Origin of the sequence: Enterococcus mundtii (assembly GCF_002947535.1) — a bacterium.
In the GTDB taxonomy this organism is placed as follows: Bacteria; Bacillota; Bacilli; order Lactobacillales; family Enterococcaceae; genus Enterococcus_B; species Enterococcus_B mundtii_B.
The window spans coordinates 83,660-102,143 of the sequence record NZ_PUAP01000004.1; the positions used below are offsets into that span (position 1 = coordinate 83,660).

The window sequence follows — 18,484 nt, forward strand, 5'->3', positions numbered from 1 at the left end:
CATCTCTCTAATACTTGTGGTCAGCCGATAGACCTCATCATTACCGATTAGTGAGAAGTTGCAACATTGTCCGTGGCTCATGACGAAAGAAACTAAAGAAAAGAAGTGATTAAGATGGAAGAACAAACAAAAGGCTATGTCCATTCAATTGAAACATTTGGATCTGTAGATGGACCAGGCGTTCGCTTTGTCGTCTTCATGCAAGGTTGTCGAATGCGTTGCGAATTTTGCCATAACCCAGACACTTGGAATATTGGTGGAGGAAAAGAATATACCGCAGAAGCAATTTTAGACCAAGCAGAACGTTACCGTTCTTATTGGGGAAAACAAGGAGGGATCACGATCAGTGGTGGTGAACCTTTATTGCAGATCGACTTCCTGATCGAGTTATTCCAAAAGGCGAAAAAACGCGGGATCCATACAACAATCGATACATGTGGGAAACCATTTAGCCACGATGAGCCTTTCTTTTCTCGTTTTGAAGAGTTGATGAACTATACGGACTTACTACTATTCGATATCAAACATATCGATAACGAAGCGCATAAAAAATTAACTCATTGGGGCAATGAAAATATCTTAGAAATGGCACAGTATCTCTCAGACATCAAGAAACCAGTCTGGATTCGTCATGTGTTAGTCCCAGAACGTAGTGACTACGATGAGTATTTGATCCGCCTTGATGCATTCATCAAAACACTTGAGAATGTCGATCGCGTGGAAATCCTTCCTTACCATACAATGGGTAGATACAAATGGGAGACACTTGGTTTAGCGTACCCATTAGAAGGAATCGAGCCACCGACAAAAGAACGAGTAGAAAATGCTAAAAGGCTTCTTCATATTGAAGATTACAAAAAATATTTAACCAGATAGCTACTAACGGAAGGAAGATAAGTATTGCTTCTTTCCGTTTTTTTGCTATTATTGAATAGGAGAAAACAAAAAGGAGCGAGTCAAATGTCAAAAGTTTTAGTTTTTGGTCACCAAAATCCTGATACGGATGCAATTGGAGCAGCGATTGCATTTTCATATTTGCAAAACCAATTAGGAGTAAACGCTGAGCCTGTCGCTTTAGGCACGCCAAGTGAAGAAACACAATTTGCACTAGATTACTTCAAATTAGAGGCGCCACGAGTGATCACATCGATCAAAGAGGAACAAGCAGATGTTATGCTTGTCGATCACAATGAATTTCAACAAAGCGTGGCAGATATTGCAGATGCAACGATTTTAGCAGTGGTTGACCATCATCGTATCGCGAACTTTGAAACAGCGAATCCATTGTACTACCGTGCAGAGCCAGTAGGTTGTACAAGCACGATCATCCTAAAATTATTTAGAGAAAATCAAATTGAGATCCCTAAAGAAATTGCTGGGATCATGTTATCAGCGATCATTTCAGATACATTGTTGTTCAAATCACCAACTTCAACAGAAGCAGATCAATTGGCTGCAAAAGAATTAGTTGAAATCTCCGGCGTAGACTTAGAAGCGTATGGTTTAGATATGTTGAAAGCAGGTACAAATCTAAGTGATAAACCAGCAGAAGTATTACTAGATCTAGATGCGAAAAGTTTTCCTATGGGCGAAGCAAATGTTCGTATCGCTCAAGTCAATACAGTGGATCTAAATGAAGTAATGGATCGTCAAGTTGAACTTGAAACTGCCATGCAAGCAGAGATCTTAACGAATGGCTATGATCTTTTTGTTCTTGTTGTAACAGATATTTTGAACAGCAACTCAGAATTATTGATTGCTGGCGAAAGAAAAGAACAAGTTGAACAAGCTTTTGATGTGAAATTAGAAAACAATCGTGCATTTTTACAAGGGGTCGTTTCACGTAAAAAACAAGTGGTACCTCAATTAACAGAAGTTTTCAATTAGGAAATGAGATTGAAAGAAGGGAGTGGGAGTGTAACCAGTTGACTGGGACCTCCCGCTTTTTTCATTCAAGGTTTCACATAGAAAGCAGGTAAACAGACATGCAATATTTTTATTCTTTAGAGGACAAACGAAAACTACTTGATCATCCTTTATTCCAACCGATGATCGACTATTTGATCGGTCATGAATCACAAGAGGTGATTTTACGCCAATTAAAAAAAGAATTTCCCCAAAAGAAAATGGAACACTTTCTTGATCAAATGATCGATAGTGGGTTGATCATCCGAGAAAATCGCCGTTACCGCTGTGCGTTTCCGGTGTATGACCAAGGAGACTTTCAAGAAGAGATCAATCAACTGACCAAAGAATTGATCAATGAAGTAATGCAACAACCGGAAAGTCAAAGAAATCTCTTTTTAGCAGAAGATATCTGGGATTTCTGTCATGAAACTGGGGCAGCTTATTTTTATGCCACGTCTTTTTCAGTCCCAACGATCAACCGATTGGAAGCAGGAAATGAAAATTATCGTTTTATGACGCTCACCCAAGGAGAAGATAGGATTTCTTTGCCGACGTATTTTCATCTTCAAAAGCAGCAAACACCTCTATCTGAGCAATTTCAAGCTCTAGGCCAGTTGATTGGCGATGTGAACGAAACCTATTTTTTTGACCAAATAGAAGTGATTCTCGAACGGATTTGTGAAAACAAATACAAAAAACGACGTGAGTCGATTTTCTTAGATGCTTTAATATTAGCGGGGGTTGTTGCTCAAGAAGATCAATATCGATTGCTCCTACCTATAATGGAAGATAGGAAAGACTCATTGTTACAAAAATATGAACCTCCGACTGAAACGCCTGTTGAAGCTGCCTTTATCAAAGAGCAGGCATTGATAGCAGTGATGGGGCAATTAGACTTGACCTCTTATTCCTATATCAAAAAAATGTGACCTCCATCTGAATAAATGGTGGGAGCGAAAGTAGACTCTAAAAAAAATAAGGCACCATCCACAAAAAAATCAAAGAACGATTTTCGTGGATGGCGCCTTATTTCTTGAGACTAGACACTGCTGGCTCGACCTCGTTTGGGATTATGCTGTTTTGCGAAAATGCCACATCATATAAGCTAAATTACCAATAAACAAGATATCTAGAATATTACTAGTGATTTGGATATTAGCAGAATTGATCGATGGCGCAAAGGCTAGGATGAATAGGGAAACGATACTATAGCAAAAACAGAAAAAAGTACTAGTTTGAATAATCATCGGCATTCTTAATTGCTTAGTGATCAATGAAAAAATAAAGAAAGTAAATATCGTTAAAATCACAACTAAACCGTTGATAATGAAGAAAAAAAGCGAATCTTGATTAAACGTATAGAGCATAGCTGTTAAAAGATTCAGTGATTTCAGTATCACGAAAATGACGTTTACTTCATTAAATGTATTCATCGTTTTTTTAGCAAAATAGGCGGCGAAACATAACGAGAAAATCAAACCGCACAAGGTAGAAAGAATCAAGAATATTGGATTGTCAGAGGATTGGTTTAGCTCGGAGTGGTCAAGCAATAACCAGCCAAATGAGTTGCAAGGTATGCTTGAGGTCTTGAAATAAGCATAAAAGAAAAAAAGCAAAGCATTCAAAACGGCAAAAACAGATCCCCATTGTAGATAGGTCGTTGTTTTTTGTTGTATTTCCATAAGTACTCCCATAAATTTAATGATATACAATATAATAACAAAATGATGAGGAATTGTCGATGATTTTTAATAAAACAAATAAAAAGACGAGGACCTGATGAAATAAATCCATCGGATCATCGTCTATTTCGTGTTCATTCATTTCGCATTGTTTCGACGTTTGCGGACTTTCTTTGTCCAGAATCCGCCCGAAATATATTTTGGTTCATAAGAGATGATAAAAGCGCGCTCTTCGACTTCTTTGATCAAACGATAAAGCTCACGTTCATTTTTTCGTGGAGAAAGAATTTCTAAGACTAAGCGTTCGCCTTCTAGACCATTAGCTGAAGTTTGGGTCACACCAAACCCATTTTCCCTAAGAATGATCGGCAAGTTCTTATCCTCCGAAGTATTTGCTGGTAGGATCGTCGTCACCATGATATAACCCAGTGCTAATTTATCCTCGATAGCAATCCCAACACTGATACCCACGGCATAGCCTAACGCGTAAACGAATAAATTCAATGGATTATCTAAACGATCTAAAACTAGCGATAAGCCAACGATATAAATAATGATCTCAACCATACTAACTAATGGGGCGATGTAGCGATAGCCTTTCATAGTCAACATAAAGCGTAAAGTATTTAATGTAATGTAAGCGAAATTGATGAAAAAGATCATCGCTAACATTTTTGGATCGAACATATAAAGAACTCCTTTCAGTAGCGTCTATGTTCATCATATCAGAAATAAGGCAATTGAAGAAAAGATTAAACGTTTATTACTTTAAAAAAATGATAAAATGATTATAATAGAATTATAAAGAGAGTCAGGTGAGCGCGATGAAGCGAATGAACAGGGTCATTGGAGTCAGTCATATATGTAGTATTTTTCTGAGTATGTATTTAGGGACCCATGCGATCCAACAACCCATTGAAGCGAATTCCTTGTTATTCCCAATCTCACTAACTGATGGGGTAATATTAAGTATTTTTCTTTTTTTAATGGTGTTTATTGGTAATATTTTTGGTAGTGTGGCTAGCTTCTTTAAAATGTCGATATACCCAGCCTTGTCTATAGGATTAGGGATCATAGGGATATTCGCCATGCTATTCTTTGTTAAAAGGATGGATTTTTATACCATTACATTTGGGCTATTATGCCTTGTACAAATCATGTTAAGTTTATGGTTGTCCTTACGTTCAGCCAATCTAATGAAAATCAGGTGAATCAATCAGTGAATCCAATTATCTTGAAACGAACAATCAAAAACATACCCGTATTAGAAGTTGTCCAAAAAGAGTTGAAGACAGAGAAAATTCCAGTAGTGATCTACTATCACGGCTGGCAGACAAGCAAGGAGCTTGTATTGACACAAGGAAGAAAAATGGCGAAAAAAGGGATGCGAGTCTTGCTTCCAGATGCGATGAATCATGGTGAGCGTAAACAACCGGTCTCAAAAATTCCTTCCTTTACTTTTTGGAGCAGTATCTACGGTAATCTATTCGAATTCGATACATTGATCGAACATTTAAAAAAACGTGAACTTCTATCAGATAAGTTGGCTGTGGGTGGTGTGTCAATGGGCGGGATGACGACCTGTGCTTTGTTGGCAAAGCACCCTGAGATCACTGGTGGAATCTGCTTGATGGGGTCACCGGCACCACTTGAATATGGCAAAGAAATCTCACGCAGAGCGCAAGAATTTCAATATAAGTTGCCAGATGATTATTTCGACTTGATTTCATGGGTCAACCATTACGATCTATCTTTACAACCAGAAAAACTAGCAGGCCGTCCCTTATTTTTCTGGCATGGAGAAAAAGATGAAAAGATTCCTTATCAACAAGTATCTAAATTTGTCGAAAAAAACAAAGACGAGTCTTATGGTAAGGGAATCGTCTTTCGTGCTTCTTCGGAAAAACGTCATATGGTAGAAGTCCCATTGATGGAAGAAGCAGCGGATTTTTTGAGTCAAATGATGGAAATGCCCCAATAGGTAGCTGTAGATCTAAATAGGAAAACGTCTATCAAATGAGGAAATGATTTTCTCTTTTGATAGATTTTTTTTTAGAACAATTTGAGAGCTGCTCTTTTTTAGCACAAATCTTTGCTATAATGACTATAGTTATGTAATTAGGCATGGAAGGGGAGATTTTATGCCAACATTGGCAGATGTAGCTAAACGAGCAAATGTCTCAAAAATGACGGTTTCTCGGGTGATCAATCATCCAGAACAAGTCACTGATGAACTAAAGGAACTAGTTTTTACAGCCATGGCTGAATTGGATTATCGTCCGAATATTGCAGCAAAAGCGTTAGTTTCGAACCGCTCACAAATCATCAAGTTGTTTATTCTTGAGGAGATCGATACCACGGAACCTTATTATATGAATTTACTCATGGGAATCGCCAAAAGAATCGGTAAAGAGCACTATTCCTTGCAATTAGTGACCAACGATGCCTTTGACGTTGGTTCCTGTGATGGTTATATCATCACAGGGGTGCGTGAAAGAGATTTTGATTGGATCAATCGCTTAGAAAAACCGGTCGTCTTGTTTGGTGAAAATCGTATGGGCTATGATTATGTTGATAGCGATAATCAATATGGAACCGCCAAAGCGACGCAATATGCTTTAGAAGTTGGTTATCAAACGGTCGTTTATATCGGCATCGATGAAGCAGAACCTTTTGAACTATCTAGAGAAGCGGGCTATCTAAAAGTGATGAAAGAGGCTGGACTAACTCCGAAAATGTTACGTTTTGATAATCATTCCACCACACCAGAGAAATATATTACAGAACATTGGGACGAATTCTCAGATAAAACGTGTTTTGTTTGCAGCTCTGACCGCTTGGCGCTTGGTATCGTTCGTGGCATCACACAAGTTGGCGGGCAGTTACCCGATCAATTTGGTGTCATTGGTTTTGATGGCGTATTTCTTGATCAAATCAGTTCACCTAAACTGACTACCGTTAAACAAGACATCATTCGTATGGGGGAAGTTTGCGGAGAAATGTTACTTAAAAAAATCACCGAAAAAGGAGCAAGCCAAGGATACCGCCACTTTTTCCCAGAACTGATCATTCGTGAAACGACAAGAAAGTTAAATAAGACTAACGCTTAGCTATTGAAAATACACGATTTGTGCTATTATAAGAGAAAGTCCACTTAAAAAGGATGGTTTACATGACAGAAATCAAACGAAAACATTTTCGCTTTCCTGCATACGATGATCACATTGGTGTCAAGTTAAAAAATGAAAATAGACGCGTGCTGTTTGACGGTCAAGATGACCTGATGACCGATACAAGCGACAAACCATTATTTGAGCAAATCAATGAATTTCATTTTGAGGATTATTCAAAAAATGAAAAAAATCCTCATTCGACAGTCAATGTTCGGCATGCTTCGACACAAAAGGAAAATCTAGCGAAACATAAACAAAATTTGCCAGATTATAGACAAAGTAAAAAAACACAAACAAAACGAAACAGCCAGGCGAATTTCGGTTATACTCGTCATGCCAGCCCTTCAGAGCAAAGACCAACACAAGAGAAAACAAGCCAAGCGCGTAGTGTGTTCAATCGTTCTGGAAGAGAACGTTCTTATTTTGTACCTAAGTACGTGCCAGCTTCGATCATTCCTGATCAGAAGAAGAATAAAATCTCTGAAGAAGAATTGCTTGCTTCAATCAAAAAAGAAAAAAATGCGTATCTTTTATTTGAATCAGAAAACACACCCTATGATGGAAAACAAGGTGTAACAATGAACCAAGAGAAAAATTCAAGTAAGAAAACTCATGGGGTATTGGATCGTTCGTTGGAAGGACTGATCAATGACCAAGGTAATTCCTTGAAAGGCAATGGTTATTTCCAATAAGTAGTAATCAATTGTTAGAAAAAGTTGATTCCTTCAAACATTCAGACAAATGAGAAGCAGGCTAGCCTTGTGAAAAAAATGTCTGAATGTTGGAACGGGACAGCTTTTTTTGTTGGCTGACTATATCACTTCAATAGAAAAGAGTGGAAAAAATGGCGAATGTACCTCTAACGATGAAAAGGTTTGGTTTTACTCGTGAAACACCTTATCCGCAATTGATTGAAGAAGACACTGTGACACCTGAACCTGAAGAACACGACTTATTGATCGAAGTCGTTGCACTTTCGATCAACCCAGTCGATATAAAGAGAAGAGAAATCGTCAAAGAAGAAACATTCACTGTCTTGGGCTATGACAGCGTAGGATATGTTCGGAAAATGGGATCGGCTGTGACGGATTTCCATCTGAACGACCGTGTCTATTATGCAGGAACGACTCAACGTGGGGGAAGTCAACAAGAGTATCAATTAGTTGACGCACGGATCGTGGCGAAAGCGCCTGAGAATCTTAGTGACGAAGCAGCCGCCGCAATCCCATTGACTGCACTCACTGCGTATGAATTACTATTTGAAAAATTTCAATTAGTTCCCGAAGAAAAAGCGAATGAAGGGAAAGAACTATTGGTCATCAACGGAGGAGGTGGCGTCGGTTCGATCATGACACAGCTAGCGAAATGGGCGGGGATGACAGTGTATGCTACCGCTAGTCCACAAAACTTTGGCTGGCTTGAAAAAAATGGTGTAGATCTTTCATTAGACTATCACCATTCGCTTCATGATCAATTGAAACAGGTTGGGATCAATGGGATTGATTATGTTGCTGTATTGTATGATATTGAACCATACCTCTCGGAAATCAAAAAAATCATTCAACCGCTGGGGCATATCGGAATGATCGTCAATACCAAAGAGAAAATCGACTTGAATGAGTTTAAAAATAATTCAATCAGTTTCCATTGGGAATATGTCTTCACAAAAACAGATCATGACAAAGAGATCGAGACACAAGGCGCGATCTTAAAGACGTTGACACAGTTATTTGAAGAAAATAAACTTCATAGTCACGTAACAACCGTGTACTCAGATGGTATCAACCAAACTTCACTTGAACATGCAATGAAGGCAGTTAGTGAAGGCAAACAACAAGGGAAAATGGTTCTATCAGGTGGCTTCAAAACCAGTAGACCACTAGATTGCCAAGACGATTAGCAAGAAAGACTACAAAAAAGCAGCTACTCTCTCAAAATAGGATAACTATTTGAAAAAGTAGCTGCTTTTTTGTGGAACGATTTAATCTAAATAAGGCTCTTCCAATGGTTCTAATTGATTCACTGCTGGGGTAGTATGTGTGATTTTTTTGAATGGATTAGCGAAGCGGAAGTACTTCACTTTATTCAATGTGTAAGATAAAATGGAGCAACTCAAAAGAGTATACGCAAAATGCGTGAAATCCAGATACAACAAAGACACAACTAAAATCCCGAACGTGATAACAAATAGGCTTTTACCAATATTCACATGATAATATTTTTCAATTGCTTGATAAACAATATCTGTTCCACCTGTACTACCCCCAAAACGAAAGACCAAGCCACAACCGATCCCCGAAAGAATACCAGTCATGAGGCTATTCATCAAAAGGTTTCCAACAGCGAAGTGAACATTTAGATTTTCCCATACATGCAAGAAGAAGACCAGAGAAAAAGTTCCGACGATCGTTCGAATAAATGCATGTTTTCCAAAAATAAACAAGGAAACCAGCAATAAAGGTAAATTTATGATCAGTGAGGTGATGGAAGGCGCAAAGCCAAATAAATGATTAAGTAAAAGAGCAATTCCTGTGACACCACCGTCAGCTAATTTTGAAGGGAGATTGATTCCGGTTACCGCTAATCCGTAAAGAGCAGCTCCCAAAATAATTCCACATAAGTCTAATAAAAATTTGATTTGTTTCATCTCTAACCTCTTTTCTTTTTGAAAATTTTCAGCAATCTTTATATTACACTGAACGACTCTATTAATTCAATAGGAAAATGGAAAAAAATATACATAATAAAGTGTATTTAATTTTGTTCAATAATTTCTAGAAAAAACATTCATTTGAATAATGCAAAAAGTTCTCTAGGAAAATAGGTCGGGCATCATTTTAGCGGATAAAAATTAGTGAATAGTAGAGATTGATGGACAGAAAAAATACATTTTCCGTTAAAGAACACATCTTATTTTATTAAATTTAACGATTATGATGTTAAAACAACCGATTTTTACTTTTTTGGTCACAGACACACAACTTAAAGTATAATAATTATTGAACAAGCCAGTAAACAAGTATCTCCCCCACGAGATTTTAAAAGTTACTGGCTGTTTTTTTTTGCCCAAAAATCAAACTTCTACTTTACAACGGGAACGATTGTTCGTATAATAGAATAGCGAACGGTTGTTCGGTATAAAATGATAGAGGTGATCAGAGATGCAATCAATGAGACGTTTTGGTGCAATGTTGTCGATTTTATTTTTTGGAATTATTATAGGTAATTATGGGTTACAAACAGCATTATTGATTTTTTTACCTTCGTTTGTATTGTGGTTTGTGATGTGGGATGAAAAAAAGTATCGACAAAATGAACGAAAACGCAGGTATGAAGAAACCTTCTATCAGCATAGAGCTACGTATCATTCAAAATAACTAAATACAAAAACAACACTTGCAATCACTTCTCACTAATTAGTCGATTGCAAGTTTTTTTAAACAACTTAGTTGGGGATTTACTTCGCTATGTTTATACTTAAGGGAGAACAGAAAGGAAGGTCATATGAATACGTTTATCGAAACGCTCAGTGAGAGAAAGGAAGAATTATTTGCAGCAACATTTCAGCACTTATCTATTTCATTGATTGCATTGTTGATTGCTGCAGTGATTGCGATCCCACTTGCTATCTGGGTAGTGAACCATAAAAGAATGGCAGAATTCTTATTACAAGTAACGAGTGTCTTGCAAACCATTCCCTCACTTGCACTATTAGGATTATTGATCCCATTTGTAGGGATCGGGACATTACCGGCGTTGATCGCTTTGATCTTATATGCCTTATTACCTATTTTTCAAAGCACGTATATAGGGTTAGCAGAAATCGATCCATCAATCGAAGAAGCCGCAGTTGCTTTTGGGATGTCTCGTTTTAGGCGGTTGATCAAAGTAGAGTTACCCATCGCGCTTCCTGTCATTATTTCAGGTATTCGCACAGCGTTAGTATTGATCATAGGAACAGCAACATTAGCAGCCTTGATCGGTGCGGGCGGGCTAGGAACATTTATCTTGTTAGGAATCGATCGCAACACACCTGTTTTGACTTTGATCGGTGCAATCAGTTCCGCATTATTAGCCATTATTTTCAGTAGCCTGATCCGACTATTACAACATTTGAAACCACGTTATACCATGATCACTTTAGGCTTGATTTTGACTTTAGTCGCAGGTGCTTCCATTTATCAAGCTGGTTTCTTGAAACAAGAGAAAATCACGATTGCTGGTAAACTCGGTGCAGAACCAGATATATTGATCCAGATGTATAAAGGATTGATTGAGGAAGAAACGGATGCAGAAGTCGAGTTAAAACCGAATTTTGGAAAAACTAGTTTTTTATTCAGTGCTTTAGAAAATAAACAAATCGATATTTATCCAGAGTTTACCGGAACAGTATTAGAGAGTTTGGTTACAGTTCCAGAATCAATCAAAGACCAAAAATTAACAAAAGAAGAAACTTATCTCGAGGCCAATAGATTGTTAAATGAACAGTTCACAATGACACTTCTAAGTCCAATGGCTTATCAGAACACATATGCTCTTGCTGTCAAACGTGATTTCGCGGATGAACACCAACTAAAATCAATTTCTGATCTAGCTAAAATCGAGAACCAAATCAAAGCAGGGTTCACATTAGAATTTATCGACCGTGCGGATGGTTACAAAGGGATACAGGAACTGTATCAGTTGAATTTTCCGAGTGTTCAAAGCATGGAACCTAGTTTACGTTATCAAGCAATTGATAATGGTGATGTGAATGTCGTTGATGCATATTCCACCGACAGTGAACTAAAACAATACGATTTAGTTGTCCTAGAAGATGATCGAGGATTGTTCCCGACCTATCAAGGCGCACCATTGATGAATGAAGATTTTGCAAATGAACATCCAGAAGTGGTGGCTGCTTTAGAGAAACTTAGCGGTAAAATAACCGAAGAACAGATGCAAACAATGAATTATCAAGTCAATGTTGAGAAAAAACAACCAGCAGAAGTGGCACGACAATTTTTGGTTGACCAAGGTTTAGTGAAGGAGGATAACAATTGACCGAACTGATTGAATTTAAAAATGTCCATAAAATCTTTAACGACAAGTATGCAATTAGACAATTAGACCTTTCGATCAATGAAGGAGAGATCTTCGTGTTGGTAGGTCCTTCTGGAAGTGGAAAGACGACTTCGCTAAAAATGATCAATGGACTCTCCTTACCGAGTGTGGGTGAGGTATATTTCAAGGGTAAATCTTTAAAGAACTATAATTTACAAAAAATGCGTTGGCAAATGGGCTACGTATTGCAACAAATCGCATTGTTCCCAACCATGACTGTGAAACAGAATATTGAAGTGATCCCTGAAATGTTAGGGTGGGAAAAACAAAAACGATCCGAGACTTCGGATCAGTTGCTGACAAAAGTTGGTTTAGATCCAGAGGTTTATCGTGATCGAATGCCTCAAGAATTATCTGGAGGCGAGCAACAGCGTGTAGGGATCGTTCGGGCACTAGCAGCCAATCCTGAAGTAATCTTGATGGATGAACCTTTCAGTGCGTTGGATCCTCTTTCAAGAACTTCCTTGCAGGAGCTTGTTTTATCGCTTCACAAAGAATTAGGTACAACAATTGTTTTTGTTACGCATAACATGGAGGAGGCAATCAAATTAGGGGATCGGATCGCTGTGATGAAAGAAGGTGTATTGATTCAATGTGATACACCGGAGCGATTATTGATGCATCCTGAAAATGACTTTGTTCGTAGTTTCTTCGAGGAATCGATCCAAGACAATGACCAGACAGTTGAACAACTTATTCTTGCTGGCTTTTTTGAGAAAGAGATCACTGAACAACGAGCAGTGATTCAGTTCGATGCACCATTGAAACAATTATTTGCTCAACTAGAAAAAGACGACAAAGTCAATATCTATAAACACGAAATACTGATCGGTGAGATTTCTAGAGAAAATGTCTTTGCATTTTTAAGTGGTAAGCACATTTGATTGTCTTAGACCATACTAGACAGACATGTGAGTCATGAGTTGTTAGTATAACTCTTATCGAAAAAATACTAAATCAGTTAAAGTTATTTAAAAATCATTAGAATAACAAATATACGAATGATCGAATAAAAGCATTGATTTCCCTGTGCTTTTACTCGATCATTTATTATTACTAATATTATTTAATTAAAAAATTAAAAATATCTCACGTTATCTTCATTTTCTTATAGACATAAGGTGATTTATATTTTAAAATTATGATTAAGTAATAGTACATACATTTTTTATGAAATCGTGTTTCAAAGATAACTTTAAAAAAAATTGAATATTAATATCAGAAAAAAAGCAAGAAGATACAGACGGGGTGTTATTTTTTTGTTTATTACTGTGCTTTTTTATTAGATTTGGGGGAGTAAAATGAAAGGAATATTAAATAAACAAAGTACAAGGCAATTAGCATTATTAGAATTGCTATGGGAGAATGAATGGTTGACCGTGTCGAAAATTGTCCAAGTCATCGGGGGAGTCGAAAAGACGATACGAACGGATATCAAACATTTGAATGAAATAATCAAACCGCTTAAAATCGAAACATCTTTTAAACACGGTGTTTTCTTGGATAAAACACTTGGGGTCTCAAAGACACATCTTTATTCGTTGTTTTTACAAAACTGCATCGAATGTCAGATCATCGAAGAGATTTTTATCAATCCGAATCTTTCTAAAGGGGAGTTATGTGATCGCCTGTTTATCTCGGAGACACAGTTGAATCGCTTGCTGACAAAGCTAAATTCAGTTTTAGATAAATTTTCAATACGAATCAGTCATGAATTGACGATTGAAGGTTCAGAGATAAATATTCGTAAATTATTTGCTAGTTTGATGTATGAAAAATATCTTTCACCGGAAACCCTTCTTTTAAAGGAAGAGTTCGAATTGATCGATCGATTGATCCAATGTTTTTATGAGGAAAACGTAACGATTATTGAAGTGAACGACCAGCATCATTTTTTGTTGAATAAAATACATTTAAAAGTACTAGCTGCGTTATACCGATGTAAGCAAGGAGTTTTTATAGAAAGAAAAGAAACTGTTTTTAACTATAAAACTATTTTGAATGACGGAGAGTTAAAACGTAAATGTCAAGAATGCTTTGAAATAGAACTAAACGAAGACATATTATACAACTTGTTTGCTAACTATTGCGAACCTTTCAAAGTGACCAGTGCTTGTCAACAGCTAGGTATTGAGCAATCATCATTACATAGTAAAATTGAACGGCTGATCAAAGATTTATCTAAACGATTCAATATTGAATGTTCCTATAGTGATACATTGATTGAAGACATTTTATGGAGTAGTTTTCGAATCACTGGTCCAACGTTCATTTTGAACAACGTGATCGAAGAATTTGTTTTAGAATTAATGGGTGAGAATCAAGCGATCATGGTTGAACTAAGAGAGTGTTTTGCAGAAATCTATGAAGATCTTGAACTTAAACCCTTTGATATAAAAAATATGGTGTATCAATCGATATATAGTTTGGTTACTCAGTGGTCTGATTTTCGCATTGAGATGAAAAAGTCCCATCAGATCAAAGCAGCTTTGATCTTGGATGTCCCGATCGGTCATTTGCGTATGTTAAAAGAAGAAATCGAAATGCATTTTAGAAGTACATATTCCGTCGATATCTTGTCACCATTTGATTTGTTTAGCCAAACTAAATTAGAACAGTATGACTGTGTGTTGACAGATGTTTTTACCATACGAGGGTCCATCGAACAATCGAGGGTCATTGGGATTCCACATTATTTCGATAATGAGTTCATTAATAAATTACATACTTTTATTATAAACAGAAAAGAAAGTATCCAGTTATTTAGAAAAGAACTAGTGATGTAATATTTTTTTTAATCCAATTTATTAGATATGCCTAAACTGGCATATCTTTTCTTGTTCTTAAGTGATAAAAAGAGGATAAAGTTATTGGTAAATGAACACTTTGAAAACGATTGTAACTATATGAGTCACTGGAAAAAAGAAAATAATTTATTTTTTTAACTATACCAATTTTTTTAATGTTAGAATTCTTGACATTATCAACACATTTCTCTTTGAGTTTTAGCGTTATTTTACCAAGCAGTCGGTAGATAGAGATTATTTTTAGATAAATCACTATGTTAAAAATAATGTAGATGTTCAATATTTTTTGTTTGGAGAGGTGGAAATGAAATGAGAGAAATCTTAGATGGACGTCTGAAACGTCAGTTGAAGATTTTGGAAATATTATGGGATACTCAGTGGATGACGACAGCTGAATTGGCCGAAATAATCGAAAGCTCAGAAAAAACAACCAGAAATGATCTTTCACAAATCAATGAGATGATCGCACCACTAACGATTGAAACCTCCTTTAGATCAGGAGTATTGCTAAAGAAAAATCTGAAGACACCGAAAGCATTCATCTATTCAAAAATTTTGAGTAAAAGTTTAGAGTATACATTACTTGAAACATTGTTTTTTAGGAAAGTAAGTTCAAAAGACGATCTAAGTGATAGTTTATATATATCTGAAACACAAGTATCACGTATTATCAATCGAATCAACCAAGTGATCAGTAAATATGATTTTAAAATCAATAATCATCTCGAAATTGTAGGCAATGAAGGGAATATTAGGGATTTTTTTTCTGCTTTCTTTGCAGAAAAATATAATTTACCTGAGAATTTAATGGAAATCGATGATATTGCTCTGATCACTGATATCATCGAAGTATTTGTAAAAGAGAATACGATTTGGGCATTAGTCAATAATGACAACCATTTGTTTTTAGGAAATATGAAATTCCACTTGTTTATCTGTTTTATCCGTTTGCAACAAGGGTATAAATTGATAACGAGGAACGTCCCTTTTATTTTTCAACATTTCGCAAATGAAACAGAACTATTAGGACGTATCAATGAAAATTTTGCTGTCCATTTAAAAGAAGAAAACCTCCAGCAACTTTTCTATGAGTTTTACCAACCGATTCATCCAACTTTACGGCTACAGTATTTAAACGTCCAAGTTGATGCAGTAAATCAAAAAAATAAACTTAATCAAGTAATAGGATACTTAGAAAATAAGTTTGGTATAGTTTGTGAGAATCGCGATCAATTGATTCATGACATTTATTGGACCACCATGAATATGGTAAAACCGACCTATATTTTACATAATAAGAAACGAGAATTTTTTCAAAACGTAAAAAGAGACAGTCCGACACTGGTCAAAGATTTAGAAGAGCGATTTTTTGAGATTTATCAGACGTTAGGATCTGCCTTTCATAACTATATAGATGAAATGATCCATCAATCCGTCTTCAAGTTATTAACTTCTTGGTCAGATCTATGGATACAAGTACGTAAACAAAAAATAAAACTTCATGTCGCATTGTTATTAGATAGCTCTTATGACCATATGCGTATGCTCAAAGAGGAAATCAAGTTTTATTTTCGCCATAATATCAACATAGAGATTCTCAACCCTGCGACAAAAATACAAAATGATTATTTACAAAAGTTTGATTGCCTCCTGACAGATATCTATTCCAATGACTATTTTGAAGTACCTACTCTTGGAATTTCCAACTATTTGGACGAAGCGATCATTGATAAATTAGTCGAGTACTATCACATCAAAGTAGACGAACTTGCTGAGATATGATCGGCTATGTAAAAAATCAGTAAGCAATTGTATCCAGATCGTTTATTCTATTCCGAGATACATTACTCAATTATTTCTTTTGTAGGGAATTATTAGGAAAAGTTCAAACTGATTGGTTAAAATAATATGTTATTAAAAAAATACCCTCTTCTTGAGAACGCTATAATGCTATCTTATCACTGTTATATATGGGAGAATGGTTAGTTATCGTAAGCGTAGTTTGTATTTAGCACTAAAATAAATAACTACATATTCTTATTTTATTTACCAAACTGGCGGTAAAACTTGGTTTTAAAAGTGCTGGTTTTTTAAGGATAATTGTTTTGTGGGAATCGTGTCGTTTACATTAGGAGGTGAAGGGTAAGATAAAAAAGACGATGTATTACATGATAGGTGTGTTGATGTTATGCGTTATGAGCCCAACTGTCTATCATGCTCAACAATCAGAAACACAAACAGTTCATGTCGAAGCAACGATCGGTGATTTAGGTAATAGTTCCGAAAATCAAGACGACACAGGGCAGAGTACCCAAAATGAAGAACAACAAGCTACAGGTCCAGTATCAAACAAAAGTAAAGGTTCTTCCTCTAATTTCCCACAAACTGGGGAACGTTTGACCAATGGAATTGCTCTGATCGGTTTATTGCTTACTCTTTTTTCGATAGGATCGTTTTATACATTCAATCAAAAAGAAGAACGACTACAAAAAATTTAGTGAAATAATATAGATTATTTCAGCAAGGAGAGAAATTTAATATGAAGAAGCTAAGTAATTTAGCGATTGTATCTACTATCTTATTAGGCGGCTTGGGACTTGGGTCATTGAATGCTGCCGCCAACGACTTAGGGTGGATCCCTGGACAACCAGACAATACACCGGGTCAAACAATCAAAGGTGATGACCAAGCAGATGTTCAAGTTTCAGGTTGGATCGGAGAGTGGGATCCTGTTGATCCGGAAGATAAGCGCTATATCGATATCACGATCCCTACGACTGTGAGATATGCGAATACGATGGCAGAAGATGGTACCCCGCAACCAGAGATCGTTTCACCTTTATATGCAATGACAAATAATTCAACTTCACATAGAGTGATGATCGAAGTAGATAGTTTTGCGGAGACAAGCTCAACTGGAATCACTCAAGACTTGTTCTTTACACCATTAAATGAAGCGGCTGTTCGTCTACAAAGCTCTTCCGGACAATTCTTGAATACTCGTACTTACTTGACAACGATCGAAACAGGGCAAACAAAATCCTTGAAATTTGAAGGAGCGATCACTTCGGCATTCCAACAAGATGTTATTGTGACACCTGCATACACGATGTCATTCCATTTTTCTGCACTAGCTAACTGATCTAAACACAGTTAATGAGTATCCCATTACCTAGTTTAGCAGAAAGAGTCTGAATGACAGACTTTTTAGTTATAAATTGAGAAAGGAGGTTGAGAAAAATGGCACATAGTAACAATATTGATAAAAAGAATCATAGTAAAAAGAAGAGAACTTATATCTTATTTTCCTTGCTTCTCGTATGTCTTGTAGCAGGGATTGGCGGATATTTTTATTTTAATCAATCTCCTCCTCAAGTAGTGACAGGATTGCCTGATTTAGATGATAATCTGACAAGATTGAGTAATGAAGATATTTTGAAAGCAATGCAAGACCAAGTGGATAAAGATAAAATGCGTATTCTTTTAAAACATGATATTGAAGTCGACGCAGAAGGAAAAGCAAGTGTCGATGTTCGTAATAATGGCCAGAATGCTTTCAGTATCCAAGTAGAATACTATCTAGCATCAAACAATAAACAATTGTATAAATCAGGATTGATTCCTCCAAACAACCGAATAGACTCTATCTCTTTTGAGAATCTACCTGATGATGGCAGCCATGATGTTAGGATTTTATACAATATTTATAACGAAGAAAAATTGGTCAATACAACAACGATCGACGGTACGATAACCGTTAGTTGATCGCTGATTGAAGTTAACATAAAATAAAAACTGGAAGGCTTCGAAA

General features: G+C 36.4%; 19 protein-coding genes. 16 read left to right on the forward strand and 3 right to left on the reverse strand.

Annotated elements, in window-relative coordinates:
* Window positions 1-114: 114 nt before the first annotated feature.
* From pflA to CUS89_RS01720, 3 genes are all read left to right on the forward strand, one after another.
* Window positions 115-876 (forward strand): pyruvate formate-lyase-activating protein, encoded by a 762-nt coding sequence (gene pflA / locus CUS89_RS01710; RefSeq protein WP_104870805.1) that lies wholly within the window; start codon window positions 115-117, stop codon window positions 874-876.
* Window positions 877-960: 84 nt separating this feature from the next.
* Complete coding sequence (locus CUS89_RS01715) at window positions 961-1,887, forward strand: manganese-dependent inorganic pyrophosphatase (RefSeq protein ID WP_104870806.1); 927 nt, start codon at window positions 961-963, stop codon at window positions 1,885-1,887.
* A gap of 98 nt (window positions 1,888-1,985) precedes the next feature.
* A complete protein-coding gene (locus CUS89_RS01720) occupies window positions 1,986-2,837 on the forward strand; it encodes a DUF1803 domain-containing protein (protein WP_104870807.1) in 852 nt (283 codons plus the stop codon).
* A 141-nt stretch (window positions 2,838-2,978) separates the two neighbouring features.
* Here CUS89_RS01720 and CUS89_RS01725 read toward each other — a convergent pair whose 3' ends face one another.
* Entirely contained in the window at window positions 2,979-3,590 is a 612-nt protein-coding gene (locus CUS89_RS01725) for a hypothetical protein (RefSeq protein WP_104870808.1), read from the reverse strand.
* Window positions 3,591-3,728: 138 nt separating this feature from the next.
* The gene (locus CUS89_RS01730) at window positions 3,729-4,277 is read right to left on the reverse strand and encodes a DUF2179 domain-containing protein (RefSeq protein ID WP_104870809.1); all 549 of its coding nucleotides are present in this window, start codon (window positions 4,275-4,277) and stop codon (window positions 3,729-3,731) included.
* Window positions 4,278-4,414: 137 nt separating this feature from the next.
* On the opposite strand from CUS89_RS01730, the gene CUS89_RS01735 reads away from it, so the two are divergent.
* From CUS89_RS01735 to CUS89_RS01755, 5 genes are all read left to right on the forward strand, one after another.
* Window positions 4,415-4,801 (forward strand): hypothetical protein, encoded by a 387-nt coding sequence (locus tag CUS89_RS01735; protein ID WP_104870810.1) that lies wholly within the window; start codon window positions 4,415-4,417, stop codon window positions 4,799-4,801.
* An 8-nt stretch (window positions 4,802-4,809) separates the two neighbouring features.
* Window positions 4,810-5,571 carry an alpha/beta fold hydrolase gene (locus CUS89_RS01740; RefSeq protein WP_104870811.1) on the forward strand — a complete coding sequence of 254 codons (762 nt, stop codon included), beginning with the start codon at window positions 4,810-4,812 and terminating at the stop codon, window positions 5,569-5,571.
* A gap of 160 nt (window positions 5,572-5,731) precedes the next feature.
* Window positions 5,732-6,700: a LacI family DNA-binding transcriptional regulator gene (locus tag CUS89_RS01745; protein WP_104870812.1), complete on the forward strand. Its 969-nt coding sequence runs from the start codon at window positions 5,732-5,734 to the stop codon at window positions 6,698-6,700.
* 62 nt (window positions 6,701-6,762) lie between these two features.
* Window positions 6,763-7,455, forward strand: a complete 693-nt coding sequence (locus tag CUS89_RS01750) for a hypothetical protein (RefSeq protein ID WP_104870813.1) — start codon at window positions 6,763-6,765, stop codon at window positions 7,453-7,455.
* Between the two features lie 152 nt (window positions 7,456-7,607).
* Window positions 7,608-8,663 carry a zinc-binding alcohol dehydrogenase family protein gene (locus CUS89_RS01755; protein ID WP_104870814.1) on the forward strand — a complete coding sequence of 352 codons (1,056 nt, stop codon included), beginning with the start codon at window positions 7,608-7,610 and terminating at the stop codon, window positions 8,661-8,663.
* 81 nt (window positions 8,664-8,744) lie between these two features.
* Here the strand turns inward: CUS89_RS01755 and CUS89_RS01760 are convergent, their stop codons facing one another.
* Complete coding sequence (locus tag CUS89_RS01760; protein ID WP_104870815.1) at window positions 8,745-9,410, reverse strand: YitT family protein; 666 nt, start codon at window positions 9,408-9,410, stop codon at window positions 8,745-8,747.
* Window positions 9,411-9,924: 514 nt separating this feature from the next.
* Between CUS89_RS01760 and CUS89_RS01765 the strand changes: the two genes are divergently transcribed.
* From CUS89_RS01765 to CUS89_RS01800, 8 genes are all read left to right on the forward strand, one after another.
* The gene (locus CUS89_RS01765) at window positions 9,925-10,140 is read left to right on the forward strand and encodes a hypothetical protein (protein WP_104870816.1); all 216 of its coding nucleotides are present in this window, start codon (window positions 9,925-9,927) and stop codon (window positions 10,138-10,140) included.
* Window positions 10,141-10,267: 127 nt separating this feature from the next.
* Complete coding sequence (locus CUS89_RS01770) at window positions 10,268-11,806, forward strand: ABC transporter permease/substrate-binding protein (protein WP_104870817.1); 1,539 nt, start codon at window positions 10,268-10,270, stop codon at window positions 11,804-11,806.
* Entirely contained in the window at window positions 11,803-12,750 is a 948-nt protein-coding gene (locus tag CUS89_RS01775) for an ABC transporter ATP-binding protein (protein WP_104870818.1), read from the forward strand. Before CUS89_RS01770 ends, CUS89_RS01775 begins: the two co-directional genes overlap by 4 nt.
* A 417-nt stretch (window positions 12,751-13,167) precedes the next feature.
* Window positions 13,168-14,652, forward strand: a complete 1,485-nt coding sequence (locus tag CUS89_RS01780; protein WP_104870819.1) for a helix-turn-helix domain-containing protein — start codon at window positions 13,168-13,170, stop codon at window positions 14,650-14,652.
* A gap of 330 nt (window positions 14,653-14,982) precedes the next feature.
* Complete coding sequence (locus CUS89_RS01785) at window positions 14,983-16,455, forward strand: helix-turn-helix domain-containing protein (protein WP_104870820.1); 1,473 nt, start codon at window positions 14,983-14,985, stop codon at window positions 16,453-16,455.
* A 377-nt stretch (window positions 16,456-16,832) separates the two neighbouring features.
* Window positions 16,833-17,171, forward strand: coding sequence for an LPXTG cell wall anchor domain-containing protein (locus tag CUS89_RS01790; RefSeq protein WP_104870821.1), 339 nt, complete (start codon window positions 16,833-16,835; stop codon window positions 17,169-17,171).
* A 41-nt stretch (window positions 17,172-17,212) separates the two neighbouring features.
* Entirely contained in the window at window positions 17,213-17,815 is a 603-nt protein-coding gene (locus CUS89_RS01795) for a hypothetical protein (RefSeq protein WP_104870822.1), read from the forward strand.
* Between the two features lie 98 nt (window positions 17,816-17,913).
* Entirely contained in the window at window positions 17,914-18,438 is a 525-nt protein-coding gene (locus tag CUS89_RS01800; RefSeq protein WP_104870823.1) for a hypothetical protein, read from the forward strand.
* The last annotated feature ends 46 nt before the right edge of the window (window positions 18,439-18,484 follow it).